The organism is Pseudoalteromonas sp. 3D05 (assembly GCF_002723455.1).
Lineage (GTDB): Bacteria > Pseudomonadota > Gammaproteobacteria > Enterobacterales > Alteromonadaceae > Pseudoalteromonas.
Map to the genome: position 1 here is coordinate 94,875 of NZ_PDUS01000010.1, position 23,637 is coordinate 118,511.

A 23,637-nucleotide genomic window follows, 5' to 3' on the forward strand; every position below is an offset into this window, starting at 1 on the left:
CTGCAAATGACACAAATTTAACAGTCAGGTCTAACGTTCGACTGTCCGCTTTTAGGCTCAAAGCAGACCGTTAGAGAATTTCTGCTCAACAACTGCAATTGGCACTAAGCGGTCGGGGCAACTAGTCCAGAAAGTTCTAAGCTGTATTGCCACTGTTGCATATTTTGCTGTTTAATTTCAATCTAAGTGCCCTGTCACATTATGTTATCCAATATCTTTTAACTGTTCTTAAACTAAGATTAGTAAAAAGTGCAACAGCCTGTTGAGTTGGTTTGTTGCCCGTTTCTTTGGTTATTTTTTTAACAGTTTTTTTAACAAGCTGCTGCGAATTACTTCGCTTTTTAATCGCAGTGTCTGTAGCTGCTTTTTTCTGCCTCTCCTTAATTTCATCGCTTGATAACTTCACTTTTGACTTAACATTTAAGTATTCAGGGCAAAAGCCGAACAAGTCTTCCAGGTAATCAGCTAGAGTCTCTTTTCTGTACTTATAGTGTGTTGTTTTTGCTGTTCTAGTTAAACTAACAAGCTCTTCTAATGATAAACCAATTAGTTCATCATTTATTTTTGTTAGCTTTTCAAATGCGGTGTTTTTATTCAGATGTTGAAACGCAACAAACAGGATAAACGCTGTTTTATCTCGCTTACCCTTTGGCACCCCACCCTGCTTATAAAAGTGGTTTTGAATACTGTTAATACATTTTAGCCACCATTCTTTAATGCTATGACCGTAGCGTTGGTGACCTGGTTGCTTTGGTTGCTTTGGTTGCTTTGCTATCTTATCTCTGGGGCTTGAAGCTAAACTAGTTTTGAATTCTAGTTGTGATTTCTCTATATCCTTCCGTAAATGACATAGATCTAAACACATCAACAGTTCATCAAATGTATATTTAGTACCAGAGCCAAAATACCTGGCATGCAATCCTGTTCTGCTGTGAACAGACCCTGGGACGCGCAAAAAGCCGCTAATTCTTTTTGTAGCCATAAGATCTATATGCCAAAAACTCTCTGACGTTCCAAAACTCTCAATTAGACTTTTAGCGATTTGTTGCCATATCAACTTGTTAATTGCGACTGCATCTACAGGATTGTAAATCCAATAAAGATGTATTCCACCTGAGCCAGAAAGGACATAGCCTGTTGGCGGCGGTAGCTTACTCAGTTTTAACCTATTGAATACTTCAGGAACAATTTTAGCCTCTGTCCTTCTAACATCAAATGGATCACATTTATGATTAAGATCAATTTCAATCCAATTCGCTGACAGTAGAGCAAGGTTGCTTTCCCTAGGCCAACTAAAAAATTCGTTTGGAGTGTAATAGCAGTCTACTGATTCACTTGTACTATACAATACTCCTCGAACAAACTTACTAGTGTCCCGTCTAAAAGCTCGAAAATCGGTTAAGCTTTTTGATTTACTGTTCCCAAGTAAATGAATAAATTTTTTAGACTTATGGCATTTACTTAGTAACCCTCGAACATATTTAGGTGTCTTAAATTCAATTAGAGAATAAAACTGACTCGGATAGGCAATAGTATATTCTGGCCACTCGAATTGTGGCCTTATTTTAAAGGCAAGCATATAATATGAAAATGCAAAGTGCGTTTGGGGTGTCGCCGGTCAAGCAGCCCCTTTCGCCTTCCTTACACCTCCACTCCTTCAAAGCGAGCAAGCCATTGCTCAACTGTTTCGCGTTTAAACAGGCGAACTCGTCCCAATTTAATAGAAGGTGGAGCTAAACGTTGAACTTGATAAAGGTTGGCATCTTTTCCAGACTCAATAGCCTTGCGCTGGGCGCTCAGACGATTATTAATTGTGCCTGTAGATAGGTGTAAAAGCTCTGACAGCTCTTTTACTGATAAGATCTCTGATGACTGCATATTCGCTCTCCAATACGTAAATTAGAGCAAAGAGATGCCACATTGCTCTGTGAGCCGTGGACTTGCTAGTACATATAATTAATATATGCGTACCCTAGTAACCTCTTTTCTACGTATTGAAAGCAGCCCCGAACATTGGGCGCCTGTTTTTTATTAACTTTACTATGTTCTGTGGTAAATCTTTTTATCTCTTTGCATTATAAGTAAGCATAATGACTATGCTTAAGATGAATTTAAATGAGATATAATGATAAATCAAGTGAACTTGAGGAATTAAATTGCTCTAAGGCTCTGCTAATGAATTACCGAGCGCTGGATTTTTAAACTATCACTGCAATCATCACAAAGCATAAGCATCCACTTAAACACTGATTGAACATGTGCCTCAGGGTAGTAATTATCAAACTTCTTCACTTTTTCTGATCGATTATAAAACGATGAAAAAGACTCTAGTTGTATATCCCAAACCTCTGATTGCTCGTTACTATAATCGTAAAACATGAAGTCTAAGGTAAGTAACTCACTAAGTACTTGTGCTTCATTAAGCTTACTTAGGTTATTTCTAATCGATAATAACTTATCACGGCTATTATCCTGACCTTGCAGTCTGATAAATAAAAAATCAATCGCGGGTAAAAATGAATAAACGTTAAAATTAATCATAAAAAACTACGCAGCTTTTCAACTGCGTAGCCTGTATTTTGTGTAAAAACCCACTTAACAATTGCACTTAACAAAGCAACTGTCAAAACTATTTGTAGAACTCACCACGACTATGAACGTCACGCGCTTCTTGCTCTGTGTAGCTATCACCACAATGATCGACATTTCCTGTTCCATCATTGTATTCATCAATGAACTTATCTTGCTCAGACTTATCATCAACATCCAGCAAAATATCAACCGTCACGGCTCCTATAAACTTAACTGCTTTCCACAACATTTGCTTCACTCGCTTCTACCTAAGTATTCCTTAGTATCGTGAACACATTAAAGCTAAGAAACTCTTAGTTTTCAAGTTAAGAATTAAATATAATGAAAACGAATGATGGTTCACCGTTTCCAAAACGGCTAAAAGAGGCAAGACTAGCAAAGGGACTTTCGCAAAAAAAACTAGGAATACTGGCAGGTATGGATCAGTTCGCGGCGTCGCCTAGAATGAATCAATACGAAAAAGGCGTACACTCACCCGACTTTCAAACAGTGCGCGCGTTAGCTAAAGTATTAGTAGTACCAACAGCTTTTTTTTACTGCGAAGAAGATAATTTAGCCGCTATAATTCTTAATCATAAAACTTATAACGTTAATTGATAACATAAGGCTCTAGGTGTAGAATTAAATGTAGACGATTTATTCGAGGTGGTAATAATGAGTAAAGATAAGAAAAAAATCACAAAAAGTATGATTTTGAGATCTGTTGCTAGTTCAACTGCCATTGAAACTGGCGCAACAGTAAAAACAATAGAAAAAAGGTTAAAAGCAAATAAACTTAAATATGAGTCTCTTTCACTCGCTATTTAATTATATCTTTCACGAGCCTTTCAATGTGTTGATAATCTCTGTTTACACCCGCTTGAATTGACTTGATGTAGAAATCTTTATGCTCATCCCACAAGCTATAATCAAGCGTTCCTTTTCCAGCTTTGCTACACAAAAAGTCCATTAACAGACGGCTTACCCTGCCGTTACCCTCACGAAATGGGTGAATTAGAATAAACTCAACATGGCTCTGAGCTAAAAATGACACAAGCTCTTCATCGGTCATTTCTGGTAAGTTATTAAATCGAGATAAATACTCATCTTCAAATACGCTAATATGCCTTTCAATTTGCAGAGGTGACATAAACTGAAATCCACCTTTGCCCATATCAACGCTTCTTATTTTACCTGCCCACTCGTATACATTACCTAGCCATTGTCTGTGCCAATTAGCAACATTTTGAAAAGAAAAAACGTCTTCTTCTGGCTCTGGCGTTGTAAATATTTTTTCATATAGTTTAACTAAAAGAATAGCCTCAACATCATCCATCTCTGCTGCATCAACAATCGCTAACTTGTTCGCTAAAACTAGTTTTTCAGACCCTAGTTGATATTGCGCTTCAATAGAATCAGTCTCGTATTTAGTCATTTAATTACGCCAGAAAATGATTAGTGTAAAAGTGCTTAACAACCAATGCAAGTAACCTTGGTGTAATAACTTTGCCAATTTATGTGATTGTTTAATAATTTGAAACCAATTTTAATAGAGGCATCATGAGCAATAGCCTCTCCTTAAATATTGGGGCTTCGCCCCTGTCCCCCGCTATGTCGAAGCCGAAAATCGGCTTACACATAGCGGGGGACGAAACATTTACACTCTTATATGCAGGTTTTATTTGCAGATTGAAAAATATTTCTAAAGTGGTAATCTTATTGTTACTGAAGCTTTAATTAGCCAGAAAAAAACAGGCGCTATTCTGCTGCCTTCAACACGTAGTAACGAGGTAAATGCTATCTTTTTAAAGGTAGTAACCAATCAAAAACGGCGCACTCCAGCTGCTGACAACACGTAGATATGAGGTTAATAATCAGGCGAGATCAGTCCGAGCCTTTCGCATATGCGAAAAACAGGGGCGAATAGGCTTAAGTGCCGCTGAGCTTTATTGCCAGTCAATCTTACAACCTTAATACGACTGGAGTGATCCCATGAAATTCGATGCACTAATCGAAGTCCAAAAACTAAAATTTGAAAGCAAGCTAATCGCTGGAAACCGTAAAAAAGCATCTAAGCTTGATAAACATAAATTTGAGCTAATAGAAATTTACAAGCAAGGGTCTAACATTGTCGAGCTTCAGCGCTGGCTAAAGCGTAAAGGTATAAATGCTCATTGGTCAACAATTCAAAGATGGATTAAAAAACATGGCTAAATTTGCGAAACCAAAAACTCAAGCACACAATGTCATAAAAGGGCTTACAAAAAGTAATCTTATAAAGTCTCTTGGAACTGCCAGAAACTACGAGCAATCACTTAACACCGTTGCCTCTTGGGCTAAAGATATTGGCATAAACGGTATTCAGGCAATGACAATCGAGCAAGCTCTCAATTATTTAGATTACCGAAAAGAAATAGTGGGTCAAAAATCACTGGATATGGAACGCCAAGCTATACAAGCAATGATGAGGCTAAACGGCAAACTTAAAGATAAGCAAACACTCCCTGTTATTAAATCAATTAATCAGCAAATTCTTAAATCACGCTCCTACACCACAGAGCAAGCACAAATAATAAGTAAGCACCAAACGTCTAAATATTCATTATCAACACAAATAGCACTCTCTGCGGGGCTTCGTGCACATGAATTGTTGACCATAGCCAAAGTTGAAGAACGCAAAGCAGATAAACGACCAGCTTTTGATTCAAAATGGTCTGGTAGAAACGGTGTGCTATATACCGTGACAGGCAAAGGAGGCTTAACACGCGAAGTACTAATACCTCACGATTTATCAGCTAAATTAGAACTTCGTAAATTTAAACAACCTGTCACTGTTGTTGATAGAAAAATAAACTACTTGCAGCGCTACGATATTGGAGGTGGAAAAAAGTGGTCGGATTCATTTAATAAAGCATCAAACCGTACGCTTTCATTTTCCAACGGTGCTCACGGCCTTAGGCATAGCTACGCACAAGAAAGGCTATTAGAGCTGATACTTAATCAATATCCATATCAAATAGCATTAGAGACAGTTTCACAAGAGATGGGACATTTTAGGCCGGAAATCACTGAGGTGTATTTACGTTAAGTTAAAGCTACCGTGAAGATAGCTTTAATTTCAAGTCTTATCTATTTCTTTGAAGATTTACTAGGTTTTAATCCTGGGGTGTTCCCTGGAGTATTTTTGTTATCACGTCTACGTTTATCAGGTTTGCCAGTTGAATCAGCAATTGGTTTTGGTCCAGGTTTAAGAGCCATAATCGTTATCCTTTCAATTAAGAGGAAGTCCCTCAATTATAAGTATAGCTTTAAACAAAAATTTGATGGTTGTTATTGATAAATAATTACTTATCCGCTAAATAAAAAGGTACAATTTTAAATGGAACCTGAAAATAACATGTTAGGAATACGTTAATATAATCACTTTAAAAAGCTTAATTTGACGCACTGAAACTATCTAGGTTTCAATTAAATATATCAATTGTACGCCTTGCAAAATAGCCATATAGTTAGGCCTAATAAGACCAAAGCTGCAATAATTGACAAATACAGTTTTATTTCAACTTGAAATTGTGCGCTCTCAATATTCCCTTTCGCATTTCGTATATCACTAGCTTCATCCTCATACGCCTTTGCTAGCTCGTCAAAAACACCTGAATATTCTTTATTCAATATCTTTAACGTTGAAAACTGTCCTACCAAATTAAAAATAAGCAAAGCAGCTAGCACTAATACTGTTATTACTACAGATACATTTTTTGCATAAGTCATGGTGTTTAAACCTGCCGTCTCAACTAGTTTTATTTGTGTTGTGGCAAACCAAATACCTGCGGGTAATGACAAAAGCTTAGTTGCAATATTATCGAAAATTTCATGGATCTTACTTACATACTCAGTTCGCTTCTCCATGTACTCTTTACGCGCTTTATCAAATGTGTAATTTTCGACATAGCCTTGATAGCTTAATAAAACATTAGAAATTAAAGAGCTCATATGTTGTATTAAATAGCTAAATCTTTGTTTTGGCGCTTTATCTTTGAGAAAAGATACTAATTCCTTACAGATCAGGCAAGTAATAGCTTCTTTGTGTAAATCTTTGCTCAGTAACTTGTCTATGGCCTGAAGATCAATTGAGTGTTCCAAATCAATTTCTCTTAAAACAAATTGAAAACTAAGAGGCCTATCATAAAAAATAGTTTTATCACCACCTTCGGTTAATTCGGCAAGTTCCGCTATTAACTTATAAACTTTATGAATACTAAGGTAGTTTCTATATTTTTCATCATTATTTGAAGGAGAAAATAAAAGAGCTGTATCTGTAAAAAAAATATACCTAACTGGCGACTTAACTCGTAACTCATTTGCTAAAATATCATTCCAATTAGAACAAATTGCATAGTCAGGTTTTATCTCCTGTGCTGATAAATCTACGTTAAATCGAATATTATCAGCGTAATGACCTGGTTTTAACTGGCTTAGATTAGCGCTAGAGGCCGGCTCGCCATTTTTAGTGAAGTCATAAGCTCCAGATGTTAAACCAGCCTCTTCAAGTATCTCTAGATTTTTTTTAAGCTCATCTGTTAAACGCAGCTCACCTTGAAACTCGCCCTCTTTTAAAGTGCGACACTCAAGCGCTGCAAAAATCGTTGAATAAGCTTCTAAAATCTGTTGTTGCATCAGCTAGTTTCACCATGCTCATCTTCTAACTCTTCTTCAATAGCACTTCGTAATGAATCTGGGATTTCTGAAAATGTAAGTTGTCCGTTCTCGTATTTTACCGTTGTGTTTAACATTTCTCTATCAAAACTAATTGAAACACCTTTTCCTCTACCTGATATTTTTCTGTAACTTTTCAGTACTTTTTGATCTATTGCTAATTCTTCAGGTAAATCATAATGCTCTCTAGCATGCTTGCAAAAATCCTCTGCCCTATCTGAAAAGACATGATTTGCCACATGGCTTAAGTGCAGTTGACTTCCTGCTTTCTGTTGTACCTTTATAAAATCATGTGCTTGAGCAATTTTCTGCGAAGCAACATCATCATCCATGTGACAAGTATCTTTTGCATAGTCATGGATTGCATTTTTTAATTTCTTAGTTTCTAAACTCGCAGCAAGTTTGTCTCTTTGGCAACCAATAAATTTTTCAAAGTAGTCTCTGACTTCCGCAGCTAAACCTGTTCTAAAACGAATATATCTAGAGCTTAAATCACTCCTCCATTGGCTTAAGTTCACCGCAGCACCCAAATGCAGCTTTTTCAAATCCAAAATCTCACTAGCCACTACCTCTAGATTATCAGCAACATCTATACCTTCCGTTTTATTTAAGATAGCTATAGCAAGCCAGTCATCGTTATTCCTTTCATACTGATAAAAAACTAAATACCCCCCCTTCACAGATTGTAACTGATCACCAACAATTACACTTTCAAACTTATCTGCAAGCTCTTTTGTTAAATCAACAAAGTTAGAGCAATTGCAATTATCATCATAGTACTTATTTAATTTTTGTTCGAAAGCTGGCTCTACAGTATTATCACCATCGACACCAAACTCCCCTATATTTAGGTGTGCATTAGAAAATAACTCTAAAAGCCCATCGGTTAATTGTGCAGCCATGCCTTGGGTACTATTTTCATTTTCTCGAAGCTTTTTTGATAGTCTCTCACCATCGTTGTCACGTTTAACAACATGAATAATTACATGCTTTATTGCCATAATTCGTCCGTATATTTTAAGCAAAGGAGTTTTAGTAAGGTAAGAAAAGCAGTTCTTTACTTGTTTTTTAGTTTTATAATTTCAAAAGACTCTAGATTGTTTAAATCCTGAATGCAAGCCAAAAGAAGCGAATCGGATAGATTGCAGCTGGTTAAAAAGCTCATACCCTTTTCAAGTAATCTACATGCAAAAAATATAAGTTAACTTCCTATAAAATCTAGTTTATCCCCCCAAGCAGCTAAAGCCCTCTTTCTTTTGTCCATATACTCCTGCATATTATAAACGCCCTGTACCCCCTGTAATTGATGATTGAGTATTTTTTCAATCACTATTGGGTCAGCTCCAATACCAGCATCCCCCAAGCGCGTTGCAACTGTTCTTCTTAAATCGTGAGGCACAAACTTAGGTACTCCAAGTTCCTCTAGTTTACGGCTGATAGAACGTGATAGTGAATGCCTATCAATTGGCTGTTCGCCTGGGCCTGATTTATTAGTTGTTGTGCTCGGGAACACATACTTAGAATTGAGATAGCCAAATGCTGCGCGCAACTCATCAAGTAAAATAACCATATTTTGAGTAATCGGTACTTTATGAGTTCTTTCGCCATTTTTATTTTGCTTCACGCGCTCGGCTGGGATTGTCCATATCATTTTATCAAAATCAAATTCTTGCCACTGTGCACCTGTAACCTCTATTGGCCGACAACCTGTTAAAGTTATACACTTTAGTGCGTAAATAACTTGCTGGCTTATACCTAGCTTTGGCAGGCGGTCAAATACTTGAATAACTTCGTCAAACTCTAGTGCTCTGGTTCGCGACTTTTCAAGGCCACCCACGCTTTTCTTTTTAACTGTGCTTATCGGGTTACCTTGGATTAAATCTCGCTCAACACCAAAGTTAAACATTTGCTTAAGGATAGATAGCGTTTTATTCGCCTGCGTTTTAGCGCCTCTATCAGTTATTGGATCAAGCACTTTTTTAAAAATTTCGCGGCGAGTTATTTCTTTAAGTTTATAATTACCAATAAATGGCAGAATGTCTTTATCAAACATTCTAATAACTGGGTCTACATCTTTTCGGTTGGCTTTAATGTCTCTTTCAATAAACTCATTCGCAAGTACTGCGATTGTCGGTGAGGTGATTTCTTGCTTTTCAATTAGTGCTGCTTTCTTTTTTTGTAAAAAAACATCAATACCGCGCGACACATCACCAATATATTGCTTAGCAAGCTGCCTAGCCTCACTAACTGTTATTACCGATGAATTACCTAAGGCTAGCCTCCTTTCTTTCGAACCTCGGCCTCCTAGGCGGTAATACAGATAATATACTTGTGAACGTTTTCCATCTTTATTTGGTTTTCCAAGATTTAAATAAAAACCAGAGATCTCAGTGTCATTGATTTTGGTAATTTCCAAAGGGGTATTTTTGAGTATAGATTCAGTTAATTTTACTTTGATTGACGCCATTTTTCGCACACCTAGAGTTAAGTCAAAAATTTTGTCGCACACTTATCGCACGAGCTGATTTGAGCTCACTAAACTTCACGTTCATTCACTAGGTATAATTTAAAAGCTTAATCCTTTCAATAGCAATAACTTACAATTACTTTGAATACTTCACTGTAGAACACTTTTAGCCACTTTTGTACACGATAAAGCACAGGTGATTTTTATGGGGTGGCAGGGGTCGAGAGTTCGAATCTCTCCATACCGACCATTTACTCCTTCCTAAACTCATTGCTCATCATTATTACTTAATAGTTGTGGATAACCCACAAATCGCCTGCAACATCCAAAAAATAGCTTCAATAAACTTAATTGCTTTTTTACACTGCCATTAGTTAATCTAAGTACTGCAATTACATTGCAAATAATAATTAAAATGTAATGAAAACGAATGAAGGTTCACTGTTTCCAAAACGGCTAAAAGAGGCAAGACTAACAAAAGGACTTTCGCAAAAAAACTAGGAATACTGGCAGGCACGGATCAGTTCGCGGCGTCGCCTAGAATGAATCAGTACGAAAAAGTCGTACACTCACCCGAATTTTAAACAGTATGGGCACTACCTAAAGTATTAGATGTGCCAACAGCATTCTTTTACTGTGAAGAGGGTAATTTAGCCGCTATAATTCTTAATCATAAAACTTATAACGCTAATTGATAACATAAGGCTCTAGGTGTAGAATTAAATGCAGACGATTTATTAGAGGTGGTAATAATGAGTAAAGATAAGAAAAAAATCACAAAAAGTATGATTTTGAGATCTGTTGCTAGTTCAACTGCTATTGAGACTGGCGCAACAGTTAAAACAATCGAGAAAAGGTTAAAAACAAATAAACTTAAATATGAGTCTCTTTCACTCGCTATTTAATTATATCTCTCACAAGCCTTTCAATGTGTTGGTAATCTCTGTTTACACCCGCTTGAATTGACTTAATGTAAAACTCTTTATGCTCATCCCACAAGCTATAATCAAGCGTTCCTTTGCCAGCTTTGTTACACAAAAAGTCCATTAACAGACGGCTTATCCTGCCGTTACCCTCACGAAATGGGTGAATTAGAATAAACTCAACATGGCTCTGAGCTAAAAATAACACAAGCTCTTCATCGGTCATTTCTGGTAAGTTATTAAATCGAGATAAATACTCATCTTCAAATACGCTAATATGCCTTTCAATTTGCAGAGGTGACATAAACTGAAATCCACCTTTGCCCATATCAACGCTTCTTATTTTACCTGCCCACTCATATACATTACCTAGCCATTGCCTGTGCCAATTAGCAACATTTTGAAAAGAAAAAACGTCATCTTCTGGGTCTGGTGTTGTAAATATTTTTTCATATAATTTAACTAAAAGGATAGCCTCAACATCATCCATCTCTGCTGTATCAACAATCGCTAATTTGTTCGCTAAAACTAGTTTTTCAGATCCTAGTTGATATTGCGCTTCAATAGAATCAGTCTCGTATTTAGTCATGTAATTACGCCAGTTTAAGATGATTAGTGTAAAAGTGCTTAACAACTAACACAAGTTCATTGGATTATATCTTATCTGATGGTTTTAACTACTAAGAATGGCGTTGCATTTATTGGTTGAACTCACAGCCACAAACGATCATTCAAAAAGAACATGGCAAGATGCACCTCCGTTTTTCCTTGGTCCATATGTATTTAAGGGCTAGTTTACACCACGCCATGTGGATAAGCCCTAAGTTTCATCTACAAGTGATCCGCGCATTTGACGCCCGGCCATCACCAAAGCACCCTTCCCACTGGATTACCAGCGAATCATGCTCACAATAGAGAACGGCCAAACAACAAACACCCAAGCACTCGCGCTTGAAGAGATGGTCACCTCATTCGATAAACTACCCAACATCCTACGAGAAAGTATGAAAATACAACCCTACCAACTCGCCCAAAGAGCCACAGCCGCCAACGAGCGCTTAAGCCGAATGATACACAAATACTAAGCCCATAAAAAACCCGCTAATCAGCGGGTTTTTGCAATGTTTTCTTTAATTAGATCAAATGCTATAGTATGAAAATTCACACTTAAATGGAATTTTCAAATGAATAAGTTCTTTTTTCCTGTCTGCGCAATTCTAATATTAAATGCCTGCGGAACAACGGGACTACAGAAGGTACCACAACTACCTAAATCAAACTCTACCGACCAAAAAACAGGTACTCCCTTTACATACTCACCAGAAGGTAAAAAGCAATTTGCTTTCGCTGAGATGTCAGAGGGCTTACAAAAATTTGGATACGGAGATCTATGCTTTGAAATGCCTACGAGGTCTTATGCTAATGATTGTTTGTTAAACAAGTTACCTTATGATAAGTACGTTGGAAAAAAAGGTTTTTATACAGACCGTAAACCATTCAAAGATTATTCAGGATACGTAGTACAAGAAGCAATTCTTGAAACAGGCGAAGTTATTTACCTAGCTACTTCAACAAAATATAAGCATGTTGGGAATAAAATCGTACCTCTCGATGAATATGAAAAAATCGTCAACTTCAAACCTGAACCTATATATAAAGGTGCTGAAGTCCTATTAACTGGATACAACAAAACTTCTAAAGGTTATATTAATGTTAGTAGCCAAAAAAATCATAGTTTCACAGAACGTGAAATAGAAGCAATAAGAAGTATTGCAAGTAAATACCCTAATAATGGCTCAAAAATAGCTGATTTATTGACTACTTTGATTGTCGATTATGATGATTTTGAAGGGCGTACTATTGTTTATGCTCCACCATACAACAATCGTAAGTCGTATTTATCTATTAAAATAATTTTTAAAGATAGTGGAGAGGTATACCCCTTTGTAGTTTCGCACTATCAAGCCGATGACTGGTTATTTGTTAATGGGTACTCTATTTCAGCGGATGGATATCGTTGGGATAGTCCTAAGCTAGACTTTAAAAGAGATCATTCCGGAGGAACAATTTGGGAATGGGCTAATCAAAGTCTTACACCGTCTTATATAAATGTGCTAACAAAAATGGCAATTGCAGATAAAGCAAAAATTAGATTTAGAGGTCAAGAATATTACTCTGATTATGAGCTAGCAGCAGCTCAAAAAACTGAATTGAGTAATCTTTTAAAAATTGTCGATTTAACAAAAAGATAGTAATTATTGGTGTAATAGTCTAAAAAGATCATTACAACATTGACATTTGACGTTTGAGTAAATAAAACTATTCAAATTCTCTTTTAATTGTTGCTAAGACTTCACCGAATGTCTCATTAATGTTTTGATATCTGATTTGCTGTACACCATCCATATTAGAAAAAATCTCTACCTCATCCTCCAATAGCACTATAGCTCTATTAAAACCAAGTTTTCCTTGAAATAAACCGACTTCGTGAATTACATTTTGACGAGCCCTAGGTAAACCTTCTCGAGTTGCATCTTCAGCAGTTAATACTAATAGTGCAAAAGTACTTTTCTGCGCCATTTCTTCAAGAATATCCCTAATAGTGTGCCCTGCTCTAGCACCTGTTTCAAAAGCTTCAACCTTTATATCATGTTTATCTTGAAGATGATCTTTTAAGTCTCTCCAATGTGGAGATCTACCGTGGCCAATAAACACGGTTAACGGATTTAAAGCCGCGAAATCTTCCTTGAAATATCTATTTTCATTAATATCAAAAATATGACTTACCTCTTCTATTAAAGCTCTTTCTAAGCTTTTAATACTAACCTCTGTATTACCATTACTGTATATTATAAACACTTCAAAATCTGAAGCTCCATAACGGAAAATGGCCCTACTGTTAGAGTTCTTATAATCAGAATAAAACTCTTCTTTAGTATCATACGACCAAGTTGTATCTTCATTTACCACTGTAAAATTCTGAATTGGTGCGCATATACTTAATTTTCGTTCTTCAATTCTTTTATCTAACAGTAAAACAGCTTCTTGCAGCACTTCAACGCCAAACCTAACACCTCTGTAAGTTTTTTTCTTATTCACAATAACCTCTTTACCTTCAAGTACATTCTAAATAGATAAGCTTTACACATCTAAAATTTAGCTTACCATTTGACTGTTCGATATTGTTCATGGATATACTTAATAAAACAATGGTAGTTTTCCAAAAAAATATTAACTAATTTAGTCATTTCTGACTCTAAGAAATCTCTCTGATTTCGATTAAAAACAGATTTATTCATATACATAAAGCCGCCTTCATTAATGTATGTACAGTGAATAACCGTCATATCATCAGGTGCTTTCTTTGGTTTCATGCGTTCTTCTAGGGTAATAAACTTATCACCTGAAAAATATCCTTTCACTAACTCATCGATTTTATGCATATCATACAAGAGGTTATCCCAATAATTAGTTAATTTACTATCTCTAAATGGATAAAATGTAGGATCATCTTTAAAATAATCTTGGAAAATACCTGCGGCATCAAAGTTAATTGAAATTTTGAAAGGTAAATCTGAAACCATTCCATAAAACTTTTTAATCGGAATATAAATAAATAAGTTATTAAGTGAAGTTAAATCTTGATCATATTCAAAGTCAAATTGTATTCTCTTTTTGATATTTTCCTCAAAACACCTCTTTTTCTCAAGAAGCATTTCAGCTGGATATAAGTCTTTTTTTCGATCAACAATTCTATGATCTTTTAAGCATAATAAAATTAAATTTTCATATGAGTTGTCCCCTGATTGACCTCGTAACCCTCTTGGTCCATCAGGACTATGTGCTATTACATGAGCCATATCACCAATAACAACATCTTTTTCTAAAACTGACTGACCACATATATTGCAAAGACCAGCCGAACGGCTAAATAGAAGCTTAATAGTTGGTAAACTTGGTTGCCTCATCTAAAGCACCTTGAGTAAATTAAAACAGTCTTTAAAGTATTTGAAATTCATAAATTAATCCAGAATATTTCTTATATTTTTGCAAACTCTGCACACGGTTTATGTAACCTAACGCTTCTTGTAACCAATCCCTCTAAACAAAAGCCATCTTCAGGTGATATATATATTGGTGCGTAGTCATCTGATGTAGACATTAGTAAACGCTTTTCTTTATGGATTATTTTACAAACAAAGCTGCTATGGTAAGTAGCAACTAATGTATCACCCTTACTTACATTTACTGCACGATCGACAATTAACAAGTCACCATCAGATATCCCCCCTGCATAGAAAAACAAAGGGGTCACCCATTAGAAAGTTTCGGTCAAGCAGGCAGCTGTGTTTTCTTGATATTTTTAGTCAAAAAACCAAGTGTTATTATATTTTAAACTCACTTTAAATATGACTATGCATCCAGTAATAACGTCGTTTGGTGTAAATATGCACCAGTTACCCATATGAATTTAGGCGGTTTAACTTAGCATCATTGATGATTAATTAAGAAAAACAAAGAACATAGGGGGACAAATCTTGACTTCAGACATCATAATTATCAAAGCGTTTTTAACAGTATTTCGAACCAAAACAAAATAACACTTAAAAAACACCTTCTTTATCTGATGCGCTAATAACTGCTGCAGATTATTTTTTTCAATTTCATTACGAAACGGCTCTAGCATTACTTTTAGTTAAACCGAAGTTTAATTTGGTTGCCAGTGGTACACATAAATAGGTGTTTTGTAGAAATCTTTAAGTTTAATAACCTTAACTGGCTTATAGGAAGGCAAAGCGAAGGTGTTGCTCACAATGGTGATGCTTTTTGCCATGTCGTGTTTTAACTTATCTTCAAGCGCCACCATTGCACCAGGAAAAAGGTAACATACTAAAGTAGTAGCACCACTGAGATCAGCGTTTTTGAAGTCTTTACGATATAAACGAAGGTTGTTTAAACCCATGCTATATTTAAAAATAATTGAAACAAGCCATGGAAACCAAGATACCTCATAACCAACAACCTGTTTGTTTGGATATTTTTTGGCAACCGCTATCACGAGCGTTCCCCAACCAGACCCTAAATCAATTAAAGTGCCTTTTTCATCTGTACTTATTTCAGCCAGCATAGTTTGGCGCGCTTGAATTGAGCTCATCATCGGTGAAATACCCGTTTTCAAGGTACTCCAAACAATAGATAAAGCGATTAGCAGAATAATAAAAAAAAGTGTGGTAGCAATAAAGTCCATGCTAAGTAATACCTAATAACAGCTGAATATTCATAATTTACTTTAACGCTGATTTTTCAAATGCTAGCGTAGCCTTATGTTCAAATTTGCAAGAAGCAACAACTTGCCTGCTCTTGGTAAAACGAGCCTAAGTCTAACAGGATTGTGTACTGACTCGCTAATACGATTAAGCATGAACAAACTTAGTAAGAGAGCATTCCCTATGATCCATAAACTATATTTCTTTTATGCGCTCAAGAATTAACCATTCCTGCCGTTATAAAATAAACATTAAAACAATAAATACTTTGTACAGGAGGTACTTCATGGGTTTTTCAAACGATGAATTACTATTTTTATCGAGTTTATTTAAAGCACAAACTCCACCTCGTTTACCAAAAGACCAAACATTGACTGTGCAAAGCGATATTCCTGCTAACATAGCTTGCTTGTTTCAAAATGCAAATTTAACGTTACTTGCTGAAGTTGGACACTATCAACTGTGGTTCCCGCTGGAGTTTAAGGTTGACTCTTCAGGCACGTTTACACCCGCTCTGAGTGCACCTGAGGTAATTGATACAAAGGGTAACCAACGTAGTTGGCGGTGGGATAATTTAAATATAAAAAGTGAGGGATACTGTATTGAGTCGATTTCAAGCACAGGCATCTTTTTAAAACCGCAAGGAGAGCACGTTGCCTTTAATGAAAATCAAATTATGCAATTTGATTTACCTAATAAAAAGCACATTAGCTTGAGTATAGAACCAGTTAGGCAATGCAAAGGCGGTATTGCAGCTAAAATTATTGATATACATGAGGGAAAAGAGCAACTTCGTGCGTATTTATTTAGTGTTCACAAACGTCAATATGCTAATTTATATAATGCGATCCCTCCTAGTTAGTTGCACAGATGTCAGCGCATAGATAAGCTATCCCCTTTATTGCGAACAATGAAGGTTTTATGAGCGAAAATAATTATCATATCGGCACACCTGGTGTACCTTGGACAAGTGAAGAAGAACAACAATGGTTTAATGAGCAAACGATTAAGCGAAGTTACCAACAAGACGTTGTTGCGTTAATCGATGAATTAACCCCTCACTTTGATGTTGAGCAATATGGTGCGCTTGATTATGATATTGAGCGATATCCTCTTTTTCTACTCAAGTCTAAAGACTGGCATGCTGACAAGCCAACCGTATTGGTCACTGGTGGAGTGCATGGCTATGAAACAAGTGGTGTTCTTGGTGCGGTGCGTTTTGCGAAAACACATGCAACCTCATACAGTGAACAATTTAACTTGATTATTGCGCCATGTATTAGTCCATGGGGATATGAAACAATTAATCGCTGGAACCCAAAAGCAGTGGATCCTAACAGATCATTTTATAATGAGAGTCCTGCTCCTGAGTCAGCAGCAATCATGGCGTATATGCACAACAACACTATCCAGCCAATTGCGCACATTGACTTACACGAAACAACAGACACTGATAACAGTGAATTTAGGCCAGCATTGGCTGCGCGCCAAGGCTCTGTTAATAAAAACTGGAATATTCCTGATGGTTTTTACCTCGTTGCAGATTCAGTAAAACCAGAACATGCTTTTCAAACAGCCATAATTAATACGGTGTCTAAAGTAACGCATATTGCACCTAGCGATGAAAACAACCAGTTAATTGGTGTTGCGCAAGAGCAGTTTGGTGTAATTAATTACAGCGCTCGAGAATTAGGTTTGTGCATGGGCTTTACCGATGCAAAATATGTGACTACAACAGAAGTTTACCCAGATAGTTCAACGGCAACTGATGAAGAATGCATACTCGCTCAAGTGGCTGCAATTACAGGTGCTTTAGATTACATTATCGCAAACTAATTAACATTTTAGACCAAATTATATATGTTTATACACAAGCTTACTGCAAATAAATTATTTAATTTGGTCGTAAAAAAGGCTTAATACAACCACTTTGTACCGCATTAGAAATAGAATATGCAAAGTGCAATTATTCCCTTTAAATGCCTAGACTTACACCAATTTTTGTATAAAATTCGCGCTCTTTATTTTTAGCAAGGATAAAAATTGGAATTCAAAAACCAGTATGGTCATGTAAAGTTACACCATGAGAGCAACATTCTTATCGCAAGTTTTACTGGCTACATAAACGAGCGTTTGGTGGTTGAACTCAGTAACGCCATGTTACAGCGTGCCAAATCGTTTGCTGGTGCTCCTTGGGGGTATATCAGCAACTCAAAAAATGTACAAGCTGCAACACCTGAGGCTGAAGCAAGCTTTGTCGCGTTGACGAAAAACATGATTAAAGATGGTTGTATAGCAAGTGCTTTTATATTTGATTCGTCTTTAATTATTAATCAAATGCAGCGCGTGTTTAAAAATGCAGGGCTTGATTTTAACATTCATAATATGCTGTTTTCTAACTTAGAAGAGGCTAAGTCATTTATAGAACAAAAAATAACAGAGCCTACAATCTAAGTTGAAGAGTTTAATTTCTATAAAATAAACTTTGTTGTGTTTGAGTTATCGTTTTATCCTCATGTGCTGTCACAACAAATTCAAGTTTAGTGACTTTTTTATCAACTTCATATCCATCAGCAACAATAGTGACTGGGACTTTTTTCATAACACCGGGCTCAACGCGAGTATTCTGCGGACTTTTCAATATCCCTTTGTCAAAACCGTTTAAAGATACACTATAATGCAGTGGCTCTTGGGTCTTGTTTATAATGGTTAGCGTATATGGATTTTCTACGAGCCCTTCGTAATTAACTCTGTAAAGTGCGTTTCTATCACGCAGTACTGATACTTCAATTGGTGTTCTTTGTGCCAACCACACCACCATCATAACAGAGAATAAAACCGTTAAACCGCCGTAGCCCAAAAGCTTTAGCCTAAATGGATTGGTAGTCCCCCCTGCCATTTGTTTTTCACTTGCGTACTTTATAAGTCCTTTTTGATAACCAAATTTGTCCATGGTGTCATCACATGCATCAATACATAAGCCACAGTTTATGCACTCATATTGCAATCCATTTCGAATATCGATTCCCGCAGGGCATACTTCCACACACAAGTTGCAATCTACACAGTCACCTAAATCTAACGACTTAGGATCGGCTTTGCGTTTTCGTGGTCCACGACTTTCACCGCGCTTTTTATCGTAGGTAACAAGGAGTGTATCCTTATCAAACATAACAGATTGAAAACGAGAATATGGGCAAGCAACGGTGCACATTTTTTCACGCAAAAAGCCTGCATTACCATAAGTACAAAAAGCGAATAAGAACACCCAAAAGCTGGTTATGCCTGACCAATCAAGCATCACCATATCGCTATAAAGTGATTTAACAGGTATAAAATAAGCCATAAACGACGTGGCAGTAAATAAAGAAATAACAAGCCATGCGCTGTGTTTAGTCAATTTTTTACGCCATTTAGCGACTGACCAAGGTGACTTATCTAACTTGATGCGCTGATTACGTGTACCCTCTATGCGTTGTTCAACCCAGGAAAACATAAGCATCCAGATTGTTTGTGGACAAGTATAGCCACACCATACTCTGCCAAGCCAGTTGGTTACAAAAAACAGCGCAAATGCCCCAAGCATAAACAGTAATGCTAAAATAACAAAGTCTTGGGGTAAAAGCGTCAGACTAAAAATCGTGAAAGTCTGAGTACCAACATCAAATAAAACAGCTTGTTGCCCGTTGTATTGAACCCAAGGAATAGCAACAAACATAAACATGAGTAGCCACCCTAGATTACGGCGTATTCGCTGAAAAAAACCTTTTTGCTCGCGAATATAAATTGGTCCCTCATCCTTGTAGGGCTTAATAATCATGTCTTCTTCTTTAATATCAAATTTCATAATACTTACTTCATTGTGACGGTTTCTGAGTAAGTATTTGCAACTTTCAGACCAAGCTGAAAGTTATATTTTAATAATTAAATACAATGACTTATGATTTAAAGGTAATTCTAAATTCGCGATATATCGCGCAATTCGTGATATATCGTCACTTTGTTATTTTGAGTTTTTTCATTTTCGATCGTAATGTACTTTCTGGCATGCCAAGTATACTCGCGGCTCCCTCTGTTCCAGATACTTTACCATTTGAGATCTCAAGCACTGTTTCTATGTGCTGTTTAACGACACTATTAAGCGAAAGTGATAGGTTAGCATTTGGATTAATTTGCCTATTCAATGGCTGGGTTAAATTAATGACAGCATGTTTAGATAAAATGGCTTCTCGTTCTAATACATTCTGTAACTCTCGAATATTACCTGGCCAATCATATGCCTGAAGCTGATTTATGGCCTTATTACTTAAACCTTTTAATTGCTTACCTAGGCGTTTATTTAGTTGTTGAACAAGGTTAACACTTAGCAGTGGTATGTCTTCCTTTCGCTCTTTTAATGCAGGCACGCGAATTGGAAATACATTTAAACGATAATAAAGATCGATTCTGAAACGCCCCTGTTCAACCATTTGCCATAAATCACGATTAGTCGCTGCAATAATTCGTATATCAACAGTGAGCGTGGTACTTCCACCAACTCGCTCAAATTCACGCTCTTGCAAAACACGTAATAACTTACTTTGTGACTCTAATGGTAACTCCGCGATTTCATCTAAAAACAATGTGCCATTATCCGCCAGCTCAAAGCGCCCTTTCCGACGCTCATTTGCCCCTGTAAACGCTCCTTTTTCGTGACCAAACAATTCGGACTCTAATAAACTGGGTGTAAACGCTGCGCAGTTAACTTTTATAAATGACTGCTTAGACCGGTTACTTAAACGATGAAGGTTACGTGCTACTAGCTCTTTACCTGTTCCATTTTCACCGAGGATCAGTACTGTGCTGTCAGTTGAGCTAACTAATTTAATTTGCTCTAACATTGCTTGAAATACATGGCTTTTGCCGACTAAACCTGAATCCTGCCAATCCTCATTTAACTGCGCTGTAAGGTACGTATTTTCGTCTTTTAATTGTTCACTCAAGGCACTTACTTGTTTAAGGGCATCGCGTAATGCTTGCTCTGTTTCATGCTGCTTTGAAACATCGCGAAATATAGCGACAGCACCAATTAATTGTCCGTTTTTATAAACGGGTGTTGATGTGTACTCAACTGGGAATTGCGTGCCGTCTTTACGCCAAAATACTTCATCTTTAACGTGCCTATGAACGCCATCAAACATAGTGCAATAAATTTGGCATTCATCTGCTGGGTAAGGCGTTCCATCTGCATGGCTATGATGATGGTATTGATGAATTTTTTTACCTAGTAATTCACTTGCTTGCCAGCCAGTCATGCGCTCTGCTGCTGGATTTATGAACACCGCGTTACCGGATAAATCAAAGCCGTAGATCCCCTCGCCCACTGCATTAAGTAATAAAGTTGGGTCATTCAAAAATTGTTTGATCATAAAAAATGCTCTCGCGATATATCACGAAACTTTAGCATTTCTACTCTTTATTTACACTTTTACTTACAAAATATATTTTTATTCACTGGGCGTACCCATTATGATAAAGAAAAACAATAATGTAGAGCTACTATGTCATTAACAATTTCGCACTTAGAAAAACATTATGCTAGCGTAAATGCAGTAGACAAACTGTCGTTTGAAGTTCAGCAAGGTGAAATATTTGCGTTGCTTGGCCCAAATGGGGCCGGAAAGTCATCATTGGTTAAAATGTTGGTTGGCTTTACTTACCCAGATGCTGGTGAAATTAAGCTGATTGATGAAAATCAATATTATTCATCAATCCCTGCACAACTCTTAGGTTACTTACCTGAAGATAGAGGGTTATACCCTGAAAAAACATTAAAACAAAACCTACAGTTTTTTGCGCTGTTACATGGTGTGTCGAATCAAGATTTTGAACAGCGGTGCCAACATTGGTTGAAGAAGTTTAGCCTATACGATCGTTTAAACGACCCGTTGAAGTCTTTATCAAAAGGCAACCAGCAAAAAGTTCAGCTTATTACAGCCATATTGCATGAACCTAAATGGGTAATACTTGATGAGCCTTTTTCAGGCTTGGATCCCATTAACCAAGAGTTGGTGGTGGAGTTTTTAGCTGAGCTGAAACAACAAGGTATGACTGTAATACTCAGTGCCCACCAGATGGCTATGGTAGAAAAACTAGCCGACAGAGTGCTGCTGCTTAATAAAGGCCAAAGCGTATTATACGGTAAGCTAAGTGAGATCTTTACTCAATACAACAACAATATGATTGATGTCAGCTTTAGCGAAACTATTGAGAAAACACAACTTGAAGAGCTTAATTTTACCTGCGCCATCAAGCAGCTCTCTACAATGCGATTAACCATTACGTTAACTGAGCAACAATCACTCAATGAGGTGCTGCCGCAGCTGCTTAAGCTGGGTGATATTACTGAGTTAAAAAATCAATCACAATCACTACATGCTATTTATCTTCAGGCTGTTGCCGAGCATAATTCGCACGCTCACCAGGAGAAAAATGATGACCAATAAAAATGTATCTACGCCACAGCAAATTTGGACTGTGGCTAAATGGGAGTTCTTGCATTTTTTTAAGTTAAAGCAAGAAATTATTTCCAAGCTCATTATGTTGCTAATCGCGGTTATTATCTATTTTTTTGCTGCAAATGGAACCGACCTGAATAAACAGTACTCATTGGCGACTAATACAAAGCAACAACTTTTCGACCAATTAGACCCAAGGTTCAAGTTTAAATACGTTGAAGATATAAACTTAGTCGTTAAAGACTTAGATCAAAATGAATTTGATGGAGCGCTTAAATACGATGCCGCTGACAACACATTCACATTAATAACCTTTGAAAAAGAAGCATGGCAAACGTCTTTAACCTCAAATATTAACGCAGCGTTACAACAACAACGATTCAACGCGCTGAATTTGACTCAACAGCAACAAGATAGTTTGGCCGAGAACATAAATATTGAACATACAGTACTTAATGAGCTGTTAAAAAACCAAGCTGACAAAGGGCAAACTTACACAGCCTTTGGGGTATTGATCTTATTGTTTGTTGCTATGTTTGGCGTATTTGGTCAACTGTTTGTCAGTATTACAGGCGAGAAACAAAACCGCGTGACAGAGCAACTAATGGCGACAATGACGCCACAAACTTGGATTGACGGCAAACTAACAGGTCAGATATTACTTGCCGTAAAGACTATGCTAGGCACACTTATATCAATTGTTCTTTCTATGCTATTTTTTACTGTAATAATAAAACAACAACCTCTGAGCTTAAGTTTTGTTAATTGGTCAATGCTTCCGTGGTTTGTCGCGTTTGCGGTATTCGGCCTCGCTATTTGTGCTGCGTTTATGGCTGCCATTGCGGCAGGAATTGATGATCCAAACCACAGTAGTAAAAGTGCATTAATGATGCTGCCAATAGCGCCTATTGCCATTGCATTTTTCATTATGGACGAACCTAATGGCCTCATAAGTATTGTGCTAAGTTACCTGCCTTTCACGGCCTTTGCAGTGATGCCTGTAAGGATGTCACTTGTTGATTTACCTTTTTGGCAGCCACTTTTATCGTTATTACTTAGTGCGGGTTGTTTTTATTACTTACGCATATTTGCAGCGCGTATATTTAAAATGGGGATGAATATGTATGGTAAGGAGCCTAGCTTAAAAGCAATGTGGCGCGCTATTTTTAAATAATTAAAAGTGTCGAGGTAGGCTA

At 36.8% G+C, this 23,637-nt stretch carries 27 protein-coding genes; 12 read left to right on the plus strand and 15 right to left on the minus strand.

Annotated features, from left to right (window positions below; genetic code table 11):
• Positions 1–199 precede the first annotated feature (199 nt).
• The 4 genes from CSC79_RS11725 to CSC79_RS11740 form a co-directional block, all read right to left on the minus strand.
• Positions 200–1,348 (minus strand): hypothetical protein, encoded by a 1,149-nt coding sequence (locus CSC79_RS11725; protein WP_143483829.1) that lies wholly within the window; start codon positions 1,346–1,348, stop codon positions 200–202.
• 293 nt (positions 1,349–1,641) lie between these two features.
• The gene (locus CSC79_RS11730; RefSeq protein WP_058549639.1) at positions 1,642–1,878 is read right to left on the minus strand and encodes a helix-turn-helix domain-containing protein; all 237 of its coding nucleotides are present in this window, start codon (positions 1,876–1,878) and stop codon (positions 1,642–1,644) included.
• Between the two features lie 294 nt (positions 1,879–2,172).
• On the minus strand, positions 2,173–2,541 hold the full coding sequence (locus tag CSC79_RS11735; RefSeq protein ID WP_058549638.1) for a hypothetical protein: 369 nt from the start codon (positions 2,539–2,541) through the stop codon (positions 2,173–2,175).
• A gap of 88 nt (positions 2,542–2,629) precedes the next feature.
• Positions 2,630–2,821 carry a hypothetical protein gene (locus CSC79_RS11740; protein WP_058549637.1) on the minus strand — a complete coding sequence of 64 codons (192 nt, stop codon included), beginning with the start codon at positions 2,819–2,821 and terminating at the stop codon, positions 2,630–2,632.
• 92 nt (positions 2,822–2,913) lie between these two features.
• On the opposite strand from CSC79_RS11740, the gene CSC79_RS11745 reads away from it, so the two are divergent.
• A complete protein-coding gene (locus tag CSC79_RS11745; protein WP_058549636.1) occupies positions 2,914–3,189 on the plus strand; it encodes a helix-turn-helix transcriptional regulator in 276 nt (91 codons plus the stop codon).
• Positions 3,190–3,246: 57 nt separating this feature from the next.
• The gene (locus tag CSC79_RS20100) at positions 3,247–3,399 is read left to right on the plus strand and encodes a hypothetical protein (protein WP_165722308.1); all 153 of its coding nucleotides are present in this window, start codon (positions 3,247–3,249) and stop codon (positions 3,397–3,399) included.
• Here CSC79_RS20100 and CSC79_RS11750 read toward each other — a convergent pair.
• Positions 3,392–4,006: a Fic family protein gene (locus CSC79_RS11750; RefSeq protein ID WP_058549635.1), complete on the minus strand. Its 615-nt coding sequence runs from the start codon at positions 4,004–4,006 to the stop codon at positions 3,392–3,394. The genes CSC79_RS20100 and CSC79_RS11750 overlap by 8 nt on opposite strands.
• A 557-nt stretch (positions 4,007–4,563) precedes the next feature.
• Between CSC79_RS11750 and CSC79_RS11755 the strand changes: the two genes are divergently transcribed.
• Together CSC79_RS11755 and CSC79_RS11760 are read left to right on the plus strand one after the other, a co-directional pair.
• A complete protein-coding gene (locus tag CSC79_RS11755) occupies positions 4,564–4,785 on the plus strand; it encodes a hypothetical protein (protein ID WP_058549634.1) in 222 nt (73 codons plus the stop codon).
• On the plus strand, positions 4,778–5,659 hold the full coding sequence (locus CSC79_RS11760; protein ID WP_099295982.1) for a site-specific integrase: 882 nt from the start codon (positions 4,778–4,780) through the stop codon (positions 5,657–5,659). The genes CSC79_RS11755 and CSC79_RS11760 overlap by 8 nt, the downstream gene beginning before the upstream one ends.
• 389 nt (positions 5,660–6,048) lie before the next feature.
• Here CSC79_RS11760 and CSC79_RS11765 read toward each other — a convergent pair whose 3' ends face one another.
• From CSC79_RS11765 to CSC79_RS11775, 3 genes are all read right to left on the minus strand, one after another.
• Positions 6,049–7,248 (minus strand): hypothetical protein, encoded by a 1,200-nt coding sequence (locus CSC79_RS11765; protein WP_099295983.1) that lies wholly within the window; start codon positions 7,246–7,248, stop codon positions 6,049–6,051.
• On the minus strand, positions 7,248–8,288 hold the full coding sequence (locus CSC79_RS11770) for a nucleoid-associated protein (RefSeq protein WP_099295984.1): 1,041 nt from the start codon (positions 8,286–8,288) through the stop codon (positions 7,248–7,250). The genes CSC79_RS11765 and CSC79_RS11770 overlap by 1 nt, the downstream gene beginning before the upstream one ends.
• 200 nt (positions 8,289–8,488) lie before the next feature.
• Complete coding sequence (locus tag CSC79_RS11775; protein ID WP_099295985.1) at positions 8,489–9,754, minus strand: tyrosine-type recombinase/integrase; 1,266 nt, start codon at positions 9,752–9,754, stop codon at positions 8,489–8,491.
• Positions 9,755–10,506: 752 nt separating this feature from the next.
• Here CSC79_RS11775 and CSC79_RS20105 point away from each other — a divergent pair.
• The gene (locus CSC79_RS20105) at positions 10,507–10,659 is read left to right on the plus strand and encodes a hypothetical protein (RefSeq protein WP_180270424.1); all 153 of its coding nucleotides are present in this window, start codon (positions 10,507–10,509) and stop codon (positions 10,657–10,659) included.
• On the opposite strand, the gene CSC79_RS11785 is transcribed toward CSC79_RS20105, so the two are convergent.
• Positions 10,652–11,266, minus strand: a complete 615-nt coding sequence (locus tag CSC79_RS11785; protein WP_099295986.1) for a Fic family protein — start codon at positions 11,264–11,266, stop codon at positions 10,652–10,654. The genes CSC79_RS20105 and CSC79_RS11785 overlap by 8 nt on opposite strands.
• Before the next feature lie 313 nt (positions 11,267–11,579).
• Here CSC79_RS11785 and CSC79_RS11790 point away from each other — a divergent pair, with 313 nt between their 5' ends.
• Complete coding sequence (locus CSC79_RS11790) at positions 11,580–11,762, plus strand: hypothetical protein (RefSeq protein ID WP_099295987.1); 183 nt, start codon at positions 11,580–11,582, stop codon at positions 11,760–11,762.
• Positions 11,763–11,861: 99 nt separating this feature from the next.
• A complete protein-coding gene (locus CSC79_RS11795) occupies positions 11,862–12,929 on the plus strand; it encodes a hypothetical protein (RefSeq protein ID WP_099295988.1) in 1,068 nt (355 codons plus the stop codon).
• Positions 12,930–12,996: 67 nt separating this feature from the next.
• On the opposite strand, the gene CSC79_RS11800 is transcribed toward CSC79_RS11795, so the two are convergent.
• The 4 genes from CSC79_RS11800 to CSC79_RS11820 form a co-directional block, all read right to left on the minus strand.
• Positions 12,997–13,776, minus strand: a complete 780-nt coding sequence (locus tag CSC79_RS11800) for a nucleotide-binding protein (RefSeq protein WP_180270425.1) — start codon at positions 13,774–13,776, stop codon at positions 12,997–12,999.
• A 62-nt stretch (positions 13,777–13,838) separates the two neighbouring features.
• Positions 13,839–14,645: an HNH endonuclease signature motif containing protein gene (locus CSC79_RS11805; protein WP_099295990.1), complete on the minus strand. Its 807-nt coding sequence runs from the start codon at positions 14,643–14,645 to the stop codon at positions 13,839–13,841.
• Positions 14,646–14,716: 71 nt separating this feature from the next.
• Entirely contained in the window at positions 14,717–14,983 is a 267-nt protein-coding gene (locus CSC79_RS11810) for a S24 family peptidase (protein ID WP_237114009.1), read from the minus strand.
• Positions 14,984–15,385: 402 nt separating this feature from the next.
• Complete coding sequence (locus CSC79_RS11820) at positions 15,386–15,925, minus strand: methyltransferase (RefSeq protein WP_099295992.1); 540 nt, start codon at positions 15,923–15,925, stop codon at positions 15,386–15,388.
• 305 nt (positions 15,926–16,230) lie between these two features.
• On the opposite strand from CSC79_RS11820, the gene CSC79_RS11825 reads away from it, so the two are divergent.
• From CSC79_RS11825 to CSC79_RS11835, 3 genes are all read left to right on the plus strand, one after another.
• Entirely contained in the window at positions 16,231–16,806 is a 576-nt protein-coding gene (locus CSC79_RS11825) for a hypothetical protein (protein ID WP_099295993.1), read from the plus strand.
• Between the two features lie 59 nt (positions 16,807–16,865).
• Positions 16,866–17,780, plus strand: coding sequence for a M14 family metallocarboxypeptidase (locus CSC79_RS11830; RefSeq protein WP_099295994.1), 915 nt, complete (start codon positions 16,866–16,868; stop codon positions 17,778–17,780).
• 207 nt (positions 17,781–17,987) lie between these two features.
• Positions 17,988–18,398 carry a hypothetical protein gene (locus tag CSC79_RS11835; protein ID WP_099295995.1) on the plus strand — a complete coding sequence of 137 codons (411 nt, stop codon included), beginning with the start codon at positions 17,988–17,990 and terminating at the stop codon, positions 18,396–18,398.
• Between the two features lie 10 nt (positions 18,399–18,408).
• Here the strand turns inward: CSC79_RS11835 and ccoG are convergent, their stop codons facing one another.
• Positions 18,409–19,791 carry a cytochrome c oxidase accessory protein CcoG gene (ccoG, locus tag CSC79_RS11840; RefSeq protein ID WP_099295996.1) on the minus strand — a complete coding sequence of 461 codons (1,383 nt, stop codon included), beginning with the start codon at positions 19,789–19,791 and terminating at the stop codon, positions 18,409–18,411.
• A gap of 148 nt (positions 19,792–19,939) precedes the next feature.
• Positions 19,940–21,352 carry a sigma 54-interacting transcriptional regulator gene (locus CSC79_RS11845; protein ID WP_099295997.1) on the minus strand — a complete coding sequence of 471 codons (1,413 nt, stop codon included), beginning with the start codon at positions 21,350–21,352 and terminating at the stop codon, positions 19,940–19,942.
• A gap of 132 nt (positions 21,353–21,484) precedes the next feature.
• Between CSC79_RS11845 and CSC79_RS11850 the strand changes: the two genes are divergently transcribed.
• Both CSC79_RS11850 and CSC79_RS11855 read left to right on the plus strand, forming a co-directional pair.
• Complete coding sequence (locus CSC79_RS11850) at positions 21,485–22,429, plus strand: ATP-binding cassette domain-containing protein (protein ID WP_099295998.1); 945 nt, start codon at positions 21,485–21,487, stop codon at positions 22,427–22,429.
• Complete coding sequence (locus CSC79_RS11855; RefSeq protein ID WP_180270426.1) at positions 22,416–23,615, plus strand: ABC transporter permease; 1,200 nt, start codon at positions 22,416–22,418, stop codon at positions 23,613–23,615. Before CSC79_RS11850 ends, CSC79_RS11855 begins: the two co-directional genes overlap by 14 nt.
• Positions 23,616–23,637: the final 22 nt, after the last annotated feature.